Below are 17,888 nucleotides of genomic sequence, written 5' to 3'. Positions count from 1 at the left end.
GACCGGGAGTACCCACGATGACCACCGAGACCGGGCGGGCCGCGCCGTCCGCCGCCGGGGCCGCCGCCCCCTCCGGGCCGCACCGGCTGCTGCTGCCCACCATGCTGGCCGGCGTCTTCGTCACCACGCTGGACTTCTTCATCGTCAACGTCGCCATGCCCTCCCTCCAGACGGACCTGCACGCGAGCGCCGCCGCCGTCGAGTGGGTCGTCGCCGGCTTCGGCCTCGCCTACGGCGCCGCCCTGATCACCGGCGGCCGGCTCGGCGACCTCTACGGGCGCCGCCGGATGTTCCTGCTCGGCATGGCCCTGTTCACGCTCGCCTCGCTGCTCTGCGGCGTCGCGCAGACCGGCGGGTTCCTGGTCCTCGCCCGCGTCCTGCAAGGAGTGGCCGCCGCCCTGCTGGCCCCGCAGGTGCTCGCCCTGCTCGGCACCGTCTTCACCGGCGCCGCCCGCGCGAGGGTGTTCGCCGGCTACGGCCTGGCCATGGGGCTCGCCGCCGTCCTCGGACAACTCGTCGGCGGACTGCTCATCGCGGCCGACGTCGCCGGCTGGGGCTGGCGCTCCTGCTTCCTGGTCAACCTGCCGCTCGGCCTCCTCGTCATCGCGCTGACCCTGAGGACCGTCCCCGAGGTGCGGGCGGCCGGCCGGCCCGCCCTCGACCTCCCCGGGGCCGCCGTCGCCACCCTCGCCCTGGTCGCCCTGGTGCTGCCGCTGATCGAGGGCCGGCAGCACGGCTGGCCGGCCTGGACCTGGGCCTCCCTGGCCGCCTGCGCGGTGCTGCTCGCCGTGTTCGTGCGCCTGGAGCGGGCGGTGGCCGCGCGGGGCGGCTCGCCGCTGGTGGACATGGGCGTGTTCGGTGACCGCGCCTTCGTCGTGGGCCTGTGCTGCCAGCTCGTCTTCTGGATGGGCCAGGCGTCCTTCTTCCTCGTCCTCGCCCTCTACCTCCAGGCCGGCCGCGGACTCAGCGCCCTCGAGGCGGGCCTGCTGTTCGCCGCCATCGGCGCCGGCTACCTCGCCACCTCCCTGAACGCCACCCGCTTCGCCGCCCGGCTCGGCCGCCAGGTGCTCGCGGTGGGCGCCCTGCTCATGCTGGCCGGCCTGGTCGCCATCGGCGTCTGCGCCGCCCGCCTCGGCACCGGCGACCCGGAGCTGTGGCTGATCCCCGGCCTGGTCGTCGACGGCGCCGGCATGGGCCTCGCGGTCGCCCCGCTCGCCGCGACCGTCCTCGCCCGGGTCGACCCGCGCTACGCCGGCTCCGCCTCCGGGATACTGACCACCGCCCTCCAGACCGGCAACTCCCTCGGCGTCGCGCTGATCGGCGTCATCTTCTACGACGCCCTCGGCCCCGACCCGCTCGCCTCCTCCTACCCGCACGCCTTCACCCACGGCCTCGTCTTCCTGGCCGCGGTCGCCGCCGCCCAGATCCTCCTCGTCCAGGCCCTGCCCAGGACCCGCGAGGAGAGCGAGGCGTGAGCACCGGCGGATGATCCCCCAACCCCTGCGGGTCGGGCGCGGAAGCCGGTCCACGCCGAGGCGGCGGCCGGGCCCGGTTCACCCAATGGCCATCCGCCCGTCGCCTCCGTTCACCCGCTACGGCCCTCCCCGTTCCCGCCCTCGCCTAGCGTCGGCCGACGACCGGCCCGGACAGCGCCGGAGACACGTGTACGACCGGGGAGTTGACCACCCATCGCCGCCGAGCCGACCGCCGCCACCGCCGCCCCGTACCCGCGCGCCGACGCGGACGCGGGCGCGCCCGACGCCTCCCGGCCGAGGGGCGCCCACCGGTACGACATCGACCTCATCCGGGTGCTGGCCTCGGCCGGCGTCATCCTCTGCCACGCCGCCGGGCAGTTCATGACGGCGGTGGGGCGGGCGCCCTCCGGGGGCCGGGCGGTCTACTGGACGGCGCTCGGCGGGGACGCGCTCAGCCGGTGCGCCGTGCCGCTGTTCTTCGCCATCGCCGGCTGGGTGGTGCTCGTCGGCGCGCCCCCGCGCGACGGAGCGCAGGTGCGCAAGCGGCTGGCCCGCATCCTCGTGCCGATGGCCGTGTGGACGGCCGCCTACCTGCTGTGGGCGCGGGCCCGCGACACCGACGAGGACCCGGTCCGGCAGCTCGCCCGGGACGCGCTGTTCGGCTCGGTGCGGCCCGCCTTCCACCTCTGGTACCTGTACGCCTACGTCCCGGTGATCCTCGTGCTGTCCGCAGCCGTGCTGCTCCGGGCGGGCCGGCGGCCCTGGGGGGTGGGCGCCGCCCTGCTCGGCCTGGCGCTCGCCCCGACCCTGCTGGGCGACGCCGCCCGCCTCCTCGACTTCCACGCCCCGCGCTTCGCCTGGCAGTTCGGCGTCTACCAGATCGCGTACGCCGTCGCCGGCGCCGTCCTGCTCGCCCTGCCCCGCTCGGCCACCGCAGGCTCCGCGCGCCGCTCGGCCTGGTTCGGCTGCGCCGTGGCCGCGTGGGCGGGGGTGGTCTGGTACGAGCACCGGGTGCACTTCCCCAGCCCGTACGCCTCGCTCCTCGTCGCGCTGCTCGCGGGCGCCCTGCTGGTCGCCATCGCCCACCTGCGGGTGCCCGAGCGGATCCGCCCGCTCCTCGGCCGCCTGGCCGGCGTCTCCTTCGGCGCCTACCTGGTGCACCTGATGCTCCTGGAGGCCCTCGCCCCGCACCTGGTGTCCGCGCAGGCGGGCTGGCTGGGCGCGCCGGCCCGGCTCACCGCGCTGTGGGCGGCCACGGTGGCGCTGTCCTTCACCGCCGCCCTGCTGTGGACCCGGCTACGGCTGGCCCGCTGGCTCGGCTGAACCGCAGGACACGGTGCCGGGCCGCTCGGCGCGGAGCACGGAGAACCCCGGCCCGGGTCAGCCAGTCGATCCGGCGGACCGAACGGCGGGTCGGCGCGCCGCTGTTCGACCGGACCACCCGCCGGGTCCGGCTCACCGCCCTCGGCGAACAGCTCCGGCGCGAACTCGGCGCCGGATACCGGCAGATCAGGGACGGCATCGAGACCACCGCCCGGGCCGCGTCCGGCAACCGGGGCACCCTGGTGCTCGGGCTCATGGGGCCGCACCGGTGGATGATGGACGACGCCGTCCGGCTGTTCCGCGACCGCAACCCGAACACCCAGGTCGAGTTCCGCGAGATCCAGCCGGCCTCGCCGCTCGACCCGCTGCGCGCGAAGACGGTCGACGTCGCGCTGCTCTGGCAGCCCGTCCGCGAGCCCGACCTGACAGTCGGGCCGGTCACCCACATCTCACCGGTGCACCTGATGACGGCCGCCGCCCACCCGTACGCGGAGCGCGACGCGATCCGCCTGGAGGACCTCGGCGAGCACTCGAAGCGTCCTTCCAGCCCTTCCACACGCCCACGGGCCGCCCCGTCCCGCGCGGCCCGGTACCGACCACCTGGCACGAGTCGCCGGCCATCGTCGCCGCCGGCCGGGGAGTGGTCGGCGTCGCGGCCGAGGCCGCCCGCTTCTACCCCTGGCCAGGCCTGGCCTTCGTACCGGTCGAGGACGCCCCGCCCGTGCCCTGGGCCCTGGTCTGGCGCACCGCCGACCCGACGCCCCTGACCCGGGCCTTCGCCGAAGCCGTCACGGCGGTCGCCTCCGGCGCCGGGAGCCCCGACGAGGCAGGCGTCCCGCACGGTACCCAGCTCAGAGCCCCGCCGGCTCCCGCGCCGGGAGCGCGGCCGGCGTCTGAGCGTCACAGGCCCCGCGGTCCGCGGCCCGGGCGAGCCACTCCCCGTACGCGGAGCTGCCCGCCGTGAGGTCGGCGACCGTGCCCCGGCGCACCTTCGACCGGCGCCACCACCGCAGCGGCACGTACAGCAGGCAGCTGAAGCCGACCGTGGCCAGGCCGTACACCACGGACCTGGAGCCGGCGTCCTGGTACTGCGCCCACGCGGCGAACCCGCACACCGAGGCGAGGCTCAGGACAATCGCGGCCAGGGCGGGACGGCCGCCCGGCACCCGGTAGGGCCGCGGCAGCCCCGGCTCCCGCACCCGCAGCGCGATCAGCGCGGCGACCTCGAGGAGGATGACCGCGTTGGTGAGGAAGACGTCGACGATCACCAGGTCGCCGAAGGAGGAGAGGCAGAAGACCGCGTAGATCGCCGAGGAGCCGATGATCGAGACGACCGGCGCCCGGAAGCGCCTGGACTCCTTCGTCAGCCAGGACGGCAGGTACCCGTCCCGGGACAGCACCAGCGGCAGCCGGCTGTTGGACGCCAGCAGCGCGGAGAACATCGCCACCGCGCTGAACATGCCGCCGATGGTCACCGCGGTCTGCAGCCACGGACCGCCCAGGACCCGGCCGACCTCCGCGAACGAACCGTCTTCCCAGTTCAGCCAGCCCGCCGGGCCGTGCGGGCCGACGGCGAGCGCCGCCAGGCAGGGGATCAGGTACCCGGCGACGATCAGGCCCATCGCGGAGAACAGGGCCTTCGGCAGGTCCCGCCGCGGGTTCGCCATCTCGCCGGCGACCGTCGAGACCTGGTCCCAGCCGCAGTAGTTCCACATGACGATGAACAGGCCCGCGCCGAACGCGCTCGACGTCGACTGGCCGTCCCCGAGAGTGAGCGAGGAGACCGGGTTGGACGGGTCGGAGAGCAGCCGCCACACGCCCACCCCCGTGAGTGCCAGCATGGGGGTGAGGCACAGCACGCCGAAGACCAGCGACGAGTCGCCGACCCAGCCCGCGCCCATCATGTTGAGCAGCGTGAAGAAGACGATGACACCGACGCAGACTCCCCAGTGCAGGTCGATGTCGAGCCCGCCCAGGCTCAGCAGGACGTGCCGCCCCGGCGCGACCGCCTTCACCACGCTCTGCAGGTAGTTGGCGAAGAGCAGCGGGAACAGCGCCATGTCCACGAAGGAGCAGAGCCAGGTCAGCATCGCCGACTGGAAGCCCCAGAAGTCGCCCAGGCCCCGCTTGACCCAGTGGTAGAAGCCGCCCTCCACGGGGATCGCCGTGCCCAGCTCGGCCACGACGAGGGAGTGCGGCAGTCCGTAGATCAGCGGGGTCAGGACGATCAGCAGCAGCCCCATGCCGGGCCCGGACGACGAGAACAGCCCCTCGATGCCGTACGCGCCGCCCGAGACGCTGAAGAAGATCAGCGCGATCAGCGGGAGCAGCCTGACCTGCCGGGGCGCCGCGCGGAAGGCGCCGCCCGGTGAGGACGAGGGCGAGCCGGCGGACGGGGGAGCGGGGTTGTGCATGTAAGGCCACCAAACGTGCTGCGGATCGGGCCCCGTGGGCGGGGTCTCACTCCTTCTGGCTGCCGTCTCGTCCGGGTGTGTCCCGGTTCGACGGCTCTCGTGAACGGTGTGTGGTCACGGATTGTGCCTGTCGGGAGTGAACGGTTCCAGTGGTCACCTCGTCCGTTTATCGCCCCGCCACTAGGCAGGCTGTCGGCCGCTGGGCAGGCTGTCGGCCGGACCCCCTATTTCCGCGCGCCCCGCCGCACCGCCCGGCGCACCACCCGCTTCGCGCGCCGCACCTGGAGCTGCGCCCGCGCCTGCGGGCCGCTGCCGGGCAGGCCCAGCTCGGCCAGGCGCAGCTCCGGGAAGTACGAGCCGGGCGCGCCGGCCAAGTGCGCGCGCAGCCACTCGGCGGCCGGCTCGCGCAGCTCGGCGTAGGTCTTCGGCTGCATGCAGAAGCCCACCGCGCGCAGCAGCGGCGGCAGCGACTCGGGCGCCGCGCCGACCGGCGCCGGGGCCTCGCCGCGCTCCAGGTCGGGCACCAGGTGGTCGATGACGACCAGCGGCACCCGGTTGCTGTTCTGGTACGGGGTGAGCCGGCCGAGGACCAGGCCGGTGCCGACCCGGGCCACGGGGATGTCGTAGTAGGCGGACGCGGTCACCATGGCGGTGGAGAAGCAGCCGACGACCAGCGTCGGCCGGCAGTGCCGGTACAGCGTCTCGGCGAGCAGCGGCGCGTCAAGCACGGTGAGCCGCACGCCCGCCTCGGCCGCCGCCTTGCTGAGCGCCGCCGAGTAGCTCGCGGGCGCCGTCGGGTGGGGCTTGAAGACGACGGAGCGGTGCCCGGCGCGGGCCGCGCCGGTCAGCATCCGGATGTGCAGCTCCTCCTCCTCGGCCGGGCTGAGGATGTTCAGCGCCGCGAGGTACTGCCCGAGCAGCACCGCCGTGGGCGCCTCGGCGAGGACGGGCGCGAGGCGCGGGTCGTCCGCCGCGTCCCGGGCGATCTCGTCCAGGACCGCGCGGAACGCCTCGTCCGGGACGACCTCCGGCTCGACGCCGTACTCGGAGAGCAGCAGCGGACGCAGGCCGGGGACCAGGTCGAGGTGGAGCAGCCGGCGGATGCGGCGCGCGATGGTCAGCGGCAGCTTCTCCCGGGTCGGGCCGTAGCTCATCAGGCCGTCGGCGTACACGTGGACGGCGCTCTCGGTGAAGATCGCGGCCAGCGCGCGGCCCGGGCTGACCTGGATCGACTCCACGGCGAGTTCGACCTCGTCGCGCGGGTCGATGTCCCAGGCGAGGCGGAACGCCTTCTGCCACATAATGGTGTCGTTGCCGCGCGGGCCCCAGACGCTGGGGTGGTGCGGGGCGATGGTGTCGTTCCAGCTGATCACCGAGTCGAAGCGGGCCGCGATGGCCTCGTAGCCGTGCATCTCGTCCAGGCGCAGCGCGGTCTCCGGGATCGCCGCGTTGTTGGAGACCAGCAGCACGCGCCGCACCCCCGCACGGGGTCCGAAGAGGCCCGCGTCGAGCGCCGCGGCGAGGGTGGCCGCCCCGTAGAGCGTGGAGACCTGGAGGATCTGGGTCTTGTGCGGCATGGGTCAGGCAGCCTTCCGCCCGTCGCGCAGGCGGCTGAGCAGCCTGCTGCGGGACCGGTCGATGGTGGAGAGCGTCTCGTCGAGCACCTGCTGGGGCATGCGGAGGAGCGCGGACCGCGCCTCGCTCCGCAGCAGCCGGGCCGCCGACGGCTCGTACGTGTCGGCCTTTCCGACGTGGAAGGCGATCATGGCGCAGTAGGTGCGCACCGCCTTGGGCAGGAAGCGCTCGGCCTCCGGGTCGTCGCCCACGTCCTTCAGGAGGGCGTCGTAGGCGGGGATGAAGTCCAGCTGCCGGTTGTCCTTGATCTGGGTGAGCGAGGTCGCCACGCCGCGTCGGTAGAACACCCCGTGCAGTCCCAGCGAGGCGTAGCTCTTCGCCTTCAGATGGAGCCGCCATATCCACAGCCGGTCCTCGGCCGTGCGCAGTTCGGTGGCGAAACGCATTCCGCCGTCGTCGAAGAGGTGCCGGCGATAGATTCCGGCCCAGACGAAGGGATAGTCGACCATTGTCTCCATGTGCGGCGGCGCTATCCCGTCCCGCGGGTCCAGCACGGTATTGCGCGCCGGGGCCGACGGCCGGCGCACCACCCGCTGCACGCCGGTGACCTGCACGTGGTCGGTGCGGGCGAAGTCGCAGCCCAGTTCGTCGATGAGCCGGACCGACTCGGCCAGGTGGCCCGGGCCGTACCAGTCGTCGCCGTCGAGGAAGGTGACGTAGTCGCCGCTCGCCGCGTCGATGCCGCTGTTGCGCGCCTGGGCGATGCCCATGTTCCGCTCGTGCCGGATCACCGTGGCCCCGGGGAGCCGGTCCGCCCAGCGGTCCATCGCCGCCGGGGTGGAATCCGTCGAGCAGTCGTCGACGAGCAGGAATTCGAAGTCGGGATCCGCATTTCTGGCGAGACTTCGCAAAGTGCTCTCGGCAAAGGCTTCCACATTGTGCATGGGGACGACGACGGACAGTTTCGGCACGCGGGCCTCTCACCTTCGACACATACGGAGAACGCGGATCGCCCCAGGCTAACCAGGCTTTTCGCAGCGCCGGTGACACCCGGGACTCGCCCGGGTGAACTCCATTCGCGGCGCACGTGAACTCTTCGTGTGCGCCCTGCGGATCCGCTCAGTCCGACGGGTCCGACGAGTCCGACGGACCCTGACCGCGCCGGCCGCGGTCCGTGCGCCGGACCACCGTGTCGCGTACCCGGCGGGTCAGCGCGGTCGCGGCGGCGGTGAGGAACACGAAGCTGTAGAGGATCTGCAGGACCGTGACGGTACGGGCCGCCTGGCCGTGCGGCGCGACGTCGCCGTAGCTGACGGTGGCCAGCGTCGCCACCGTGAAGTACAGCGCGTCGAAGCGGGTGTGCAGCCCGGTGAACTCGCCCGGCGACTTGGCGAGGGCGTAGTAGGAGACCGAGAAGACGTGCACGGTGAGGATGATCAGCAGGGGGATGAGCACGCCGGGCCGGGTGTCCGGGCGGTCCAGGAGGACGTGCCGGATCTGCCGCACCAGCAGCCCGGCGACCACGAGGAGCAGCGCCGAGAACAGCACCCAGCTCAGCACCGGGCGGGTCGGGCCGAGACGGTCCAGGGGGAGCAGGAAATACGCCGCGATCATGGCCAGCGCCGCGATCACCTGGGTCAGCAGCGGGCGCGAGCCGACCCACGCGACCGGCCCCCGCCTCACGCCCCGGCCTCCGACGGCGGCGTCCGGCGCACCAGCTGGGCGACGACGAAGGCCACCACGGACGCCGTCACGATCAGCGGCATCTGGTCGTACGCGTCGCCGCCGGTCAGCAGCACCGCGAGGACCGCGCTGGACAGCGGCAGCCCGGTCACCGCCGCCGCGCCGGCGGAGACGCCGAGGGCGAGGGCGGGGGTGACGCCGAAGCCGGGCAGCCCGGACAGGGCCACGGCGGTCGCGGTGCCGAGCAGCACGGCCGGGAAGATCGGGCCGCCGCGCAGCCCGCCGAGCGCGATGCCCCAGGCCAGGCCCTTGCAGGCGACGAGCGCGACCAGTGCGCCGACCGGCCAGGCGTGCGGGTCGGCGGCGAGCACGCCGAGCGTGGCCTGCCCGGACAGCGCGGCCTCCGCCGGGGAGCGGCCGGTGATCAGCGCGTACGCGGCCAGGCAGCAGCCGACGGCCACGGCGCAGGCGACGGTGCGCGGGGCGGTGCGCCGCCGCGTCCAGGTCACCGTGTGCCGGCCCAGGCCCCGGCCGAGGGAGATCACCACCGCGATCAGGGCGGCCGTGGGCACGCCCCACAGGAAGTCCCCGGCGTCGGGGTTCGCCCCCGGCGGCACGTCGTGCAGCGCGAGGGCGCCGATCTCCAGGCCGGTCCAGTGCCCGAACCCGGTGAACACCAGGGCGCCGGTGGCGCTGGCCAGCAGGCAGGGCAGCAGCAGGGCGACGAGGCGGGCCCCGGCGAGCCCGGCGCCCTCGATGAGCAGCACGGACGCCACGACGGGGCCGCCGAGGATGGTCGAGATGGCGGCGGTGGAGCCGGCGGCGGCGAGGATGCCGGCGGCCTTCTCGCTCTCCCGCTCGGGCGCCCACCGCACCGCCAGCAGCGCGAGGCCGCTGCCGACGGCCATCAGCGGGGCCTCGGGGCCGAGGACCACGCCGAGCGGGAGCGTGGCGAGGGCGGCCAGGACGGCGCCGGGCAGCGCCCGGGTGCCGACGGGGGCGCCGCCCAGGCCGTTCACCGGCAGGTGGCCGCCGCCGCCCGGCATCCGCGTCACGATCGGCGCGAGGAGCAGCCCGGCGAGCAGCAGCGCCGGCAGCGGCCACCACCAGGGCGGGGCGTCGTAGCCCACGGCCTCGGGCAGCGAGGTCCACACCCAGTGCTGCAACTGGTGCTGGAGGCCGACGAAGAAGAAGCAGGCCAGCGCGATGGGCACGCCGAGCAGGACGCAGAGCAGGAGCAGCCGGCGGTAGCCGGGGCCCATCAGGGTGCGCCGCAGGGACTGCTCCGCCGCCGGGGCGGCCGGCGCGTGGGCCGGGGGAGTGGTCACGGGCCCGGCCTCCTCACGTCGCTCACCCGCCCGGGGAGGTCGCGGGTGCCGTTCAGTCAACCCGAGGCGGTGCGGGGCCGCATGCGCACGCGCGGGCACGGCCGCGGACCGTGCGCGTTCCCGTTCACCCGTTTTCACCCGTTCGGCGGACCCGCGTGGCCGGGCCGCGCGGGCCGCCGCAGGCTCGTACGGGGGCACGCAGACTCGTACGGGGGCACGCAGAAGGGACTCCGCCCATGAGCCAGCACGCCGCACCCTCACCCGGTACGCCCGGCACCCCCGGTACGCCGTCCCAGCCGCTCACCGACCGCCCCGGCGGCGGCTGGGTGACCGGCGGCGTCGTCTTCGCGGGCGTCCTGATGGTGCTGAACGGCGCCATCGCCGTGCTCGAAGGCGTCGCGGCCATCGCCGGCGACGACGTGTACGCCCGCGTCGGCACGTACGTCTACGAACTGAACCTCACCGGCTGGGGGGTCATCCACGTCGTCATCGGCGCCCTGGTCCTGGCCGTCGGCTTCGGGCTGCTCGCCGGCCTCTCCTGGGCGCGCTACGCGGGCATCTTCATGGCCGCGGTGAGCCTGGTCGCGCAGTTCCTGTTCCTGCCCTACGCGCCGGTCTGGGCGGTCATCACCATGGCCATCGACGTGTTCATCATCTGGGCGCTGGCCAGCAGCGAGGACCGCGCCACCGTCTGACCGCGCGCGTCGCCCGACCGTGTCGGTGTTGGGCCGAACGGGTGACGTGGCGTAAGAATTGACGGGTGCAGGCAACAAGGCGAGGAAATCGGGGGAGCCGGTGAGCAGCCACGACGTCACCGATGAACAGTGGGCAGGGCTCGCCCAGGTGGTACCGCTGCGCGGACGCGACGCCTGGCCCTCGGCGGTCGGTCACCGCGCCTTCACCGAGGCGGAGACCCAGGCGCGCCGCCGCTTCGTCGTGCTGCGCGTCAGCGTCTTCGGCGACGCCCGGGAGGTCGCCGAGACGCTGATGTCGGGCACCCCGGTCCTCCTGGACCTGACCGGCGCCGAGGGCGAGGTCGCCAAGCGCGTCCTGGACTTCAGCACCGGCGTGGTCTTCGGCCTGGCCAGCGGCATGCACCGGGTCGACCGGAACGTCTTCCTCCTCACGCCGTCCGGTACGGAGGTGCAGGGGCTGATGGAGGACGCGGCGGGGGTGCCGGGCGTCTGACCCAACCACCCGGAGGCCGGGACCGGCCGTCCCACGTCCGGCCCAGCCTCCCGTCCCCCGTACGGGGGAACCGCCCCTCGGCGTAACGGTTCGCCGGGACGGGGCCGCCCTAGCGTCCCGCCCATGGCAGCGCCCCCCGGACCCCCGGTGTCCGCCGGCCCCGTACCCGCCCCCGTCCCCGCCCAGCGACCGCACCTCACCGAGTTGCGGCTGTCCGCCTTCGCCGGTCACCGGGGGGCCGCGCTGCCGCTCGGGCCGCTGACCGTGCTCGCCGGGCGCAGCGGGTCCGGCAAGACCACCGCCCTGCGCGCCTACGAGGCCCTGGCCCGCCTCGCCGGCGGGGCCGCGCTCGGCGAGGCGTTCCCCGACCCGGACGCCTGCGTGCCCGAACGGTCCCGCCCCGACGCCCAGCGGCGCCGCGGCTTCCGGATCGGCTGCACCGCCGACGGACCCGAGGGCCCGGTACGGCTCGACGTCGCCGTGCAGGCCGAGCCCGAACTGCGCGTCGTGGGGGAGCGGCTGACGGCCGGCGGGCAGGTGCTCCTGGAGACCGCGCTCCGGGACCCCGGCCGGCGCACCGTGCAGGCCGCCTGGCACACCGCCGGACCGACCGCCGTGACCCGCGCCCCGCTGCCCGACGACCGGCTCGGCACCCCGCTCCTCCCGCTGCGGGTGGCCGGCCGGACCGCGGGGCAGCGGCGGGTGCTGGCCGCCGCCGAGCAGATGGTGGTCGCCCTGCGCGCCGTCTTCGCCTGCGACCCGGCACCCGGCCTGATGCGCGGGGCCCCGGCGCGGCCGGGCGTCGGGCGGCTGCTCGGCGGCTGCGACAACCTCGCCGAGGTGCTGTGGCGCACCCGGGCCGAGTGCGGGCGGCGGCACGCGCAGTTCGTCGCGGCGGTACGCGCCGGCTGCGCGGGCCCCGTCGCCGACGTGCTGGCCGAGCCGGTGGCCGGCGGTGGGGTGCGGGCCCTGCTCGACCGCGGAGACGGGGTCCGCACCGGCCTCGCCCGGCTCGGCCACGGCGAGCTGCGCTACCTCGCCCTCGCGCTGGTGCTGTTCACCGGCCCGGGCGTGCTGGAGGTCGACCCGGCCGGCGAGGTGCCCGCCGCCCTGCAGACCCTCACCGTCCTCGCCGACGGCCTCGACCACGGCCTGGACCCGGCCCAGCGCGCCGAACTCCTCGGCCTCGCGGCGCGCATGTGCGAGCGCGGGCACATCCGCCTGGTCGGGGCGGTGGCCGACGCCTCGTGGGCGGCGGGTGCCGAGGGCGTGACGGTGGTACACCTGGACGCGTGACCGAGCCGACCCCGCGCCCCGCGCCCCCCGACCTGCCGGCCCTCCAGCGCCGCCTCGCCGAGTTCGCCGCCGCCCGGAACTGGCAGCCGTACCACACCCCGAAGAACCTGGTCAGCGCGCTCGGCGTGGAGGCCGCCGAACTCGCCGAGATCTTCCAGTGGCTGACACCCGAGGAGTCGGCCCGCGTGATGGCCGACCCGGACACCGCGCACCGCGTCCGCGACGAGGTCGCCGACGTGCTGGCCTACCTGCTCCAGCTCTGCGAGGCCCTCGGCGTCGACGCGCTGGCCGCCCTGGCGGCGAAGATCGACCGCAACGAGCACCGGTTCCCGCGCCCCACCGCACCCTAGGGGGCCCAGGGGGCGTCTGGGCCGGGCGGCGGGAATGTCCAACTCCGTTATCGCTCTGTGTAGTTGTTCAACCTTCCGCAACCGATTCGTTGTCCGAGAATTTCCGTCTTCCTCTGGCTTTTCGCCCCACCTGCCCTCACTCTGGGTAGTGAACAGTGAAGTTCGGGCGAACGCGCGCGAGCGCGTCGGGCAGACGGGGGCAGCGCATGGACGCGGTGCGGCTCATCGTGACGAGCGGACGTGCCCTCGCGGCGGGCGGCGAGGAGGCCGACATCCTGGCCGAGGTGTGGCAGGCCCAGGCCCTCGCGCAGGCCATCGGCAGCCGGCTGGCGGTCTACGGCCCGCCGGAACTGCGCGGCGAGGCACTGGGGTTGACCGAGCTGGCCGGCCGCGGCTGCGGGGTGCTGCACACGCCCGAGCTGGCCCCGGGCGAGCTGCGCGCCGCCCAGCTCACCGAACTGGGCGACGCCCGGCAGGCGTTGCTCCGCCTCGCCGGCCTGCTCGGTGAGATAGGCATCGCCCTCGTCGCCGTCGCCAGCTCCGCCGACGACGAGACCACGTACTGGAGCTGCGTGGAGGCCATCGACGCGGCGGACGAGTCGCGCGACCGGGTCCTGGAGATGCTGCGCAAACTGGCCGACCGGGACGTGGAGCCGGAGCGCACGGCGCCTTGGCCGGAACGGGAGCCGGTCCTGCGCGAGGCGGGCTGAGCGCGGGCGGCGCTCCCGCCGACCGGCGTGGGCCGTCCCGGCCGACAGGCGGCACCGCACCCGCGCACCTCGCGGAGCAGCCCGCTTTCCAGCGTCCCGGCGTGTCATGCGCCGCCCGGCATATTCCCTCCCATCGTGTGCACCTGGTCCCTTTCGCGTGCCAGGACGACCGCACGGGCCGGATAGTGGAGGAGCCGCCGGAGCAGCGCAGCACGGGCCCGGCGAGCATCCCCCCTCGTCCCCACCCGGAAAGCAGAGGTGCGTCGCATGCCCACCGCCGAGGCCGCCGACCGCGTCCAGCTCGTCTTCTCCCTCTTCGACGCCGACCGGAACGGCTACATCGAGCCCGCCGACTTCGACCTGATGGGCCGCCGCGTCGTGGCCGCCGCACCGGCCGCCGGCGACGCCGCCAAGGACCGGCTGCTCACCGCCTTCCGCCGGTACTGGGAGACGCTGGCCACCGAGCTGGACGCCAACCGCGACGGACGGATCAGCCCCGAGGAGTTCACCGCCATCGTGCTCAACCCGAGGCGGTTCGACGACACCGTGGACGAGTTCGCCGAGGCCCTCGCCGCACTCGGCGACCCGGACGGCGACGGCTTCGTCACCCGCCCCGACTTCGTCGCCCTGATGACCGCCATCGGCTTCGAACGCCCCAACATCGAGGCGCTGTTCGACGCCTTCGTCCCGCTCGACGGCGACCGCGTCCCGGTGGCCACCTGGGCCGACGGCATTCGGGAGTACTACCAGCCGGAGAAGGCCGGCATCCCCGGCGACCGGCTGACCGCGGGACCCGCCCGGTGACCGCCGTCGGCCTCGCGGTGGGCCGGGGTACCGGGCCCGAACTGGCCGCCGTCTTCGAGCGGGTGCTCACCGCGCTCACCCCCGCCGCCTCGCCCCCCGTGCGGATCGTGCGCTCCGAGCGGCTCTACCACTCGTACGTCTCGCTGCGCGCCGAGCGCGACGTGGACCGCGTCCGGCGGCTGACCGCCGAGGACGCCGAGCACTACGAGGACTTCTGCCGCACCCTGGCCGCCGCCGGCACCCCGGCCGTCTTCCGCACCGCGATCAACGCCCAGTCCCTCTACCTCGTGCGCCGCCGCCTGCGCGCCGTGAAGGTCGACCTCCTCAGTGCCGCGAACCGGCCGGAAGAACTGCTCCTCGTCCGCGACCAGGCCCAGGGCTTCTACACCGGGGAGAACCGGCACACCCCCGGCGAGGTCACCCGCACCCTCACCTTCCGCCGCGACATCACCGAGGCCGTCGTCGCCTACGCGCTGGAGCGGGCCCGCCGGGAGTGGCCCGACGGGCGGATCGGCCGCATCGTGATGGCGTACAAGTTCCACCTGCTGGACGGCGCGTTCGACACCTGGGTGAGCGCCCTCGCGGACCGCCTCGGCGTCCGGATCGAGGTCTTCCAGCCGGACACGGTCAACCGCGACCTGATCACCCACGGCCTGCCGGACCGCACCCTGCTCATCGCGGGGAACGAGTGGGCGGACATCATGCACGTCGTCCTGCTCGACCGCCTCGGCTCCGACCGGCAGGAGAACCGCTGCACGGAGAACGTCTGCCTGGACCCGGCGGCGGCCGGACTCGTCGAGTATCAGACCGTGCACGGCTCGGCCGACGACCTCGCCGGCGCGGACCTGGTCAACCCGGTGGCGACGATCCGCGCGGCGGCCCGGATCGCCGAGCGGCACGCCGGGTGCGCCGGTGCCGTCGGCGCGGTCGAGGCGGCCCTCGCCGTGCTGGCGGAGCGGGGCGTGCGCACCCCGGACCTCGGCGGCCGGCACTCCACCACGGCGGTGACCGACGCCCTGCTGGACGCCCTGCCGGATGTCGCGGAGCCGCCCGCCGCCCGACCGCCCGCCGCCCGACCGCCCGCCGCCCGGCAGTCCGGCCCTCGCGGCACCACCCTGGTCGGCGGACCATGACGGCGGGCACGGTGCTGGCGGTGGTGGACCTCCAGAACGACTTCTGCGCCGGCCCCGTCGCCCAGGCCCGCTTCGGCGGCGACCCCGCCGTCCTGGAGGCGGTCGTCGCCGGCGGCGTCCGGGCGGTGGCCCAGGCCCGGCGGCACGGCGTGGAGGTGGTCTTCGTGCGCTTCGTCGGCGATCCCGGGCACCAGGGGGCGAGCTGGCGGCGCCGGGACCGGGCGCAGGGCAAGCGCCCCAAGTGCCTGGAGGGCTCCTGGGGCGCCCGCTTCCGCGGCCCCCAGCCGGGCCCCGGGGACGCCGTCTTCACCAAGCGGGCCCGCTTCGACGCCTTCCTCGCCGACGGCTTCGAGGCCCATCTGAGGGCCCGGGGAGCCGGACACCTGGTCCTCGCCGGCCTCTACGCCGACGTGTGCGTGGACACCACCGCCCGCACGGCCTTCCAGAAGGGCTGGCACGTCACCGTCCTGACCGACTGCACCACCGCCCTGCACCTGCCCTACGAGACGGTGCTGCGCTTCATGCGCACCTGCTACGGCGCCCGGACCCTGACCGCCGACGACCCCGCGGCCTGGACCCCGCCCCCCGACCACGACCACGACCACGACCCCCATTCCGCTCCCGCCCCCGCCCCCGCTCGCCAGGAGGAGCCGTGCCCGTCACCGACGGCCCGCCCCTGACCGGCCCCGGCGTCGCCGCCGGCGTCGGCCGCACCGCCCTCCTGGTCGCCGCCGCCCGGGCCGTCGAGACGCACCGCCCCGACGCCCTCGCCCGGGACCCGTTCGCCGAGCACTTCGTCCGCGCGGCCCCGGCCGCGGCCGGCTGGCCGGTCCACCCCGACCAGGTGCCCGACGGGGACGCCGACCCGCTCTGGGGCCACCTCGGCCGCTACTTCGGGCTGCGCACCCGGGTCCTCGACGACCACCTGCTGCGCGGCACCGCCGCCGGCCTGCGCCAGGTGGTGCTGCTCGGCGCGGGCCTGGACACCCGGGCCCACCGCCTCGACTGGCCCCCGGGCTGCACCGTCCACGAGATCGACACCGCGGAGGTACTGCGCTTCAAACAGTCCGTGCTCGACCGCACCCGCGCCACCCCCAAGGCCGACCGCCGCCCCCTCGCCGCCGATCTGCGCGGCGACTGGGCCGAGGCCCTGTGCGCCACCGCCACCGCCACCGGCTTCGACCCGGCCGCCCCCACCGCCTGGCTGGCCGAGGGCCTGCTGCTCTATCTCCCGGCACCGGCCGAGCGCGCCCTCGTCGCCGCCGTCCACCGCCTGAGCGCCCCGGGCAGCACCCTCGCCTACGAGATCAAGTACCTCACCGAATCCCACCGCACCCGCGCCGGCCCGGTCTACACCGAGGCCCGCCGCCGCCTCGGCATCGACCTGCTCGCCCTCTTCGACCCCGACCCCCGCCCCGACTCCGCCGCCGAACTCGCCACCCTGGGCTGGACGGTGACCGAGCACACCCCCTACACCTTCACCGACCTGCACGGCCGGGGCCCCCGCCCCCAGCCGGACGACGTCCTGGCGGCCAACCGCTGGGTCTTCGCCACCAAGGCCGGAGCCCCGGATGTCCCCGCCCACCAGGGTGGCTGAGCCGCGCCCGCCGGTCGGCGAGGCAGGATGGGAGGCATGGATCTCCGCATCTTCACCGAGCCCCAGCAGGGGGCCACCTACGACACCTTGCTCACCGTGGCCAAGGCCACCGAGGACCTGGGCTTCGACGCCTTCTTCCGCAGCGACCACTATCTCCGCATGGGCTCCGTCAGCGGCCTGCCGGGACCCACCGACGCCTGGATCACCCTCGCCGGGCTCGCCCGCGAGACCAAGCGTATCCGGCTGGGCACCCTGATGACCGCCGGCACCTTCCGGCTGCCCGGCGTGCTCGCCATCCAGGTCGCCCAGGTCGACCAGATGTCCGGCGGCCGGGTCGAACTGGGCCTGGGCGCGGGCTGGTTCGAGGACGAGCACAAGGCGTACGGGATCCCGTTCCCGAAGGAGAAGTTCGCCCGCCTCGAAGAGCAGCTGGCCATCGTCACCGGGCTGTGGGCGACCGAGGCCGGCGAGACCTTCGACTTCCACGGCACCCACTACGACCTGACCGGGTCGCCCGCCCTGCCCAAGCCCGCGCAGTCCAAGGTGCCCGTGCTCATCGGCGGCCACGGCCCCACCCGCACCCCGCGCCTGGCCGCCCGGTACGCCGACGAGTTCAACATGCCGTTCGCCTCGGTCGAGGACAGCGAGCGGCAGTTCGGCCGGGTCCGCGCCGCCGCCGAGGAGGCCGGGCGCGGGGCGGGCGCGCTGACGTACTCCAACGCCCTGGTCGCCTGCGTCGGCAAGGACGACGCGGAGGTCGCCCGCCGGGCCGCCGTCATCGGCCGCGAGGTGGACGAGCTGAAGGCCAACGGGCTGGCCGGCTCCCCGGCCGAGGTGGTCGAGAAGATCGGCCGCTACGCCGAGGCCGGCTCCCAGCGCGTCTACCTCCAGATCCTCGACCTGGACGACCTGGACCACCTGGAGCTGATCTCCTCCCAGGTCCAGTCCCAGCTGTCCGGCGCCGCCTGAGGCCCCCGCCCGGGGCGATAACCACGGGCGCCGGTCCGGCCCT

18 protein-coding genes are annotated in these 17,888 nt (G+C 74.9%); 13 read left to right on the top strand and 5 right to left on the bottom strand.

Going from position 1 to position 17,888, the window contains the following annotated elements; translation table 11 throughout:
• The first annotated feature begins 17 nt into the window (after nucleotides 1–17).
• The 3 genes from ACGFZL_RS12640 to ACGFZL_RS12630 all read left to right on the top strand — a co-directional run bounded on the left by ACGFZL_RS12640 (nucleotide 18) and on the right by ACGFZL_RS12630 (nucleotide 3,565).
• Nucleotides 18–1,475, top strand: coding sequence for an MFS transporter (locus ACGFZL_RS12640; protein ID WP_393690968.1), 1,458 nt, complete (start codon nucleotides 18–20; stop codon nucleotides 1,473–1,475).
• 213 nt (nucleotides 1,476–1,688) lie between these two features.
• Nucleotides 1,689–2,798 (top strand): acyltransferase, encoded by a 1,110-nt coding sequence (locus ACGFZL_RS12635; protein ID WP_393691231.1) that lies wholly within the window; start codon nucleotides 1,689–1,691, stop codon nucleotides 2,796–2,798.
• Nucleotides 2,762–3,565, top strand: a complete 804-nt coding sequence (locus tag ACGFZL_RS12630) for a LysR substrate-binding domain-containing protein (protein ID WP_393690966.1) — start codon at nucleotides 2,762–2,764, stop codon at nucleotides 3,563–3,565. Before ACGFZL_RS12635 ends, ACGFZL_RS12630 begins: the two co-directional genes overlap by 37 nt.
• Nucleotides 3,566–3,649: 84 nt before the next feature.
• Here the strand turns inward: ACGFZL_RS12630 and ACGFZL_RS12625 are convergent, their stop codons facing one another.
• The 5 genes from ACGFZL_RS12625 to ACGFZL_RS12605 all read right to left on the bottom strand — a co-directional run bounded on the left by ACGFZL_RS12625 (nucleotide 3,650) and on the right by ACGFZL_RS12605 (nucleotide 9,798).
• Nucleotides 3,650–5,212, bottom strand: a complete 1,563-nt coding sequence (locus ACGFZL_RS12625; RefSeq protein WP_393690964.1) for an APC family permease — start codon at nucleotides 5,210–5,212, stop codon at nucleotides 3,650–3,652.
• Nucleotides 5,213–5,436: 224 nt separating this feature from the next.
• The gene (locus tag ACGFZL_RS12620) at nucleotides 5,437–6,789 is read right to left on the bottom strand and encodes a polysialyltransferase family glycosyltransferase (protein WP_393690963.1); all 1,353 of its coding nucleotides are present in this window, start codon (nucleotides 6,787–6,789) and stop codon (nucleotides 5,437–5,439) included.
• Between the two features lie 3 nt (nucleotides 6,790–6,792).
• Nucleotides 6,793–7,758: a glycosyltransferase family 2 protein gene (locus ACGFZL_RS12615; protein WP_393690961.1), complete on the bottom strand. Its 966-nt coding sequence runs from the start codon at nucleotides 7,756–7,758 to the stop codon at nucleotides 6,793–6,795.
• A gap of 148 nt (nucleotides 7,759–7,906) precedes the next feature.
• A complete protein-coding gene (locus ACGFZL_RS12610; RefSeq protein WP_355171109.1) occupies nucleotides 7,907–8,401 on the bottom strand; it encodes a potassium channel family protein in 495 nt (164 codons plus the stop codon).
• Between the two features lie 65 nt (nucleotides 8,402–8,466).
• Nucleotides 8,467–9,798: a chloride channel protein gene (locus tag ACGFZL_RS12605; RefSeq protein ID WP_393690959.1), complete on the bottom strand. Its 1,332-nt coding sequence runs from the start codon at nucleotides 9,796–9,798 to the stop codon at nucleotides 8,467–8,469.
• A gap of 236 nt (nucleotides 9,799–10,034) precedes the next feature.
• Between ACGFZL_RS12605 and ACGFZL_RS12600 the strand changes: the two genes are divergently transcribed.
• From ACGFZL_RS12600 to ACGFZL_RS12555, 10 genes are all read left to right on the top strand, one after another.
• Complete coding sequence (locus ACGFZL_RS12600) at nucleotides 10,035–10,493, top strand: hypothetical protein (RefSeq protein ID WP_355170604.1); 459 nt, start codon at nucleotides 10,035–10,037, stop codon at nucleotides 10,491–10,493.
• 100 nt (nucleotides 10,494–10,593) lie between these two features.
• Entirely contained in the window at nucleotides 10,594–10,986 is a 393-nt protein-coding gene (locus ACGFZL_RS12595) for a cell division protein SepF (RefSeq protein WP_355170606.1), read from the top strand.
• 123 nt (nucleotides 10,987–11,109) lie between these two features.
• A complete protein-coding gene (locus ACGFZL_RS12590) occupies nucleotides 11,110–12,282 on the top strand; it encodes an ATP-binding protein (protein WP_393690956.1) in 1,173 nt (390 codons plus the stop codon).
• Nucleotides 12,279–12,632, top strand: a complete 354-nt coding sequence (locus ACGFZL_RS12585; RefSeq protein ID WP_393690954.1) for a nucleotide pyrophosphohydrolase — start codon at nucleotides 12,279–12,281, stop codon at nucleotides 12,630–12,632. Before ACGFZL_RS12590 ends, ACGFZL_RS12585 begins: the two co-directional genes overlap by 4 nt.
• A gap of 206 nt (nucleotides 12,633–12,838) precedes the next feature.
• Complete coding sequence (locus ACGFZL_RS12580; protein WP_393690952.1) at nucleotides 12,839–13,342, top strand: DUF6099 family protein; 504 nt, start codon at nucleotides 12,839–12,841, stop codon at nucleotides 13,340–13,342.
• 267 nt (nucleotides 13,343–13,609) lie between these two features.
• Nucleotides 13,610–14,146 (top strand): EF-hand domain-containing protein, encoded by a 537-nt coding sequence (locus tag ACGFZL_RS12575; protein ID WP_355170614.1) that lies wholly within the window; start codon nucleotides 13,610–13,612, stop codon nucleotides 14,144–14,146.
• Complete coding sequence (locus ACGFZL_RS12570; protein WP_393690950.1) at nucleotides 14,143–15,279, top strand: isocitrate/isopropylmalate family dehydrogenase; 1,137 nt, start codon at nucleotides 14,143–14,145, stop codon at nucleotides 15,277–15,279. Before ACGFZL_RS12575 ends, ACGFZL_RS12570 begins: the two co-directional genes overlap by 4 nt.
• Nucleotides 15,276–15,959, top strand: coding sequence for a cysteine hydrolase family protein (locus ACGFZL_RS12565; RefSeq protein ID WP_393690948.1), 684 nt, complete (start codon nucleotides 15,276–15,278; stop codon nucleotides 15,957–15,959). The genes ACGFZL_RS12570 and ACGFZL_RS12565 overlap by 4 nt, the downstream gene beginning before the upstream one ends.
• Nucleotides 15,932–16,876 (top strand): SAM-dependent methyltransferase, encoded by a 945-nt coding sequence (locus ACGFZL_RS12560; protein ID WP_393690946.1) that lies wholly within the window; start codon nucleotides 15,932–15,934, stop codon nucleotides 16,874–16,876. The genes ACGFZL_RS12565 and ACGFZL_RS12560 overlap by 28 nt, the downstream gene beginning before the upstream one ends.
• Before the next feature lie 36 nt (nucleotides 16,877–16,912).
• The gene (locus ACGFZL_RS12555) at nucleotides 16,913–17,845 is read left to right on the top strand and encodes an LLM class F420-dependent oxidoreductase (protein ID WP_393690944.1); all 933 of its coding nucleotides are present in this window, start codon (nucleotides 16,913–16,915) and stop codon (nucleotides 17,843–17,845) included.
• Nucleotides 17,846–17,888 lie beyond the last annotated feature (43 nt).

The sequence above is a fragment of the Streptomyces sp. NPDC048182 genome, from assembly GCF_043202555.1.
Taxonomy (GTDB): Bacteria; Actinomycetota; Actinomycetes; order Streptomycetales; family Streptomycetaceae; genus Streptomyces.
This window is presented reverse-complemented; position numbering and strand designations above follow the sequence as displayed.

Coding starts and splice junctions, on each gene's coding strand:
- ACGFZL_RS12565 (WP_393690948.1), top strand. CDS start 15,276: ATGACGGCGGGCACGGTGCTGGCGGTGGTGGACCTCCAGAACGACTTC.
- ACGFZL_RS12610 (WP_355171109.1), bottom strand. CDS start 8,401: ATGATCGCGGCGTATTTCCTGCTCCCCCTGGACCGTCTCGGCCCGACC.
- ACGFZL_RS12625 (WP_393690964.1), bottom strand. CDS start 5,212: ATGCACAACCCCGCTCCCCCGTCCGCCGGCTCGCCCTCGTCCTCACCG.
- ACGFZL_RS12600 (WP_355170604.1), top strand. CDS start 10,035: ATGAGCCAGCACGCCGCACCCTCACCCGGTACGCCCGGCACCCCCGGT.
- ACGFZL_RS12575 (WP_355170614.1), top strand. CDS start 13,610: ATGCCCACCGCCGAGGCCGCCGACCGCGTCCAGCTCGTCTTCTCCCTC.
- ACGFZL_RS12580 (WP_393690952.1), top strand. CDS start 12,839: ATGGACGCGGTGCGGCTCATCGTGACGAGCGGACGTGCCCTCGCGGCG.
- ACGFZL_RS12590 (WP_393690956.1), top strand. CDS start 11,110: ATGGCAGCGCCCCCCGGACCCCCGGTGTCCGCCGGCCCCGTACCCGCC.
- ACGFZL_RS12640 (WP_393690968.1), top strand. CDS start 18: ATGACCACCGAGACCGGGCGGGCCGCGCCGTCCGCCGCCGGGGCCGCC.
- ACGFZL_RS12620 (WP_393690963.1), bottom strand. CDS start 6,789: ATGCCGCACAAGACCCAGATCCTCCAGGTCTCCACGCTCTACGGGGCG.
- ACGFZL_RS12555 (WP_393690944.1), top strand. CDS start 16,913: ATGGATCTCCGCATCTTCACCGAGCCCCAGCAGGGGGCCACCTACGAC.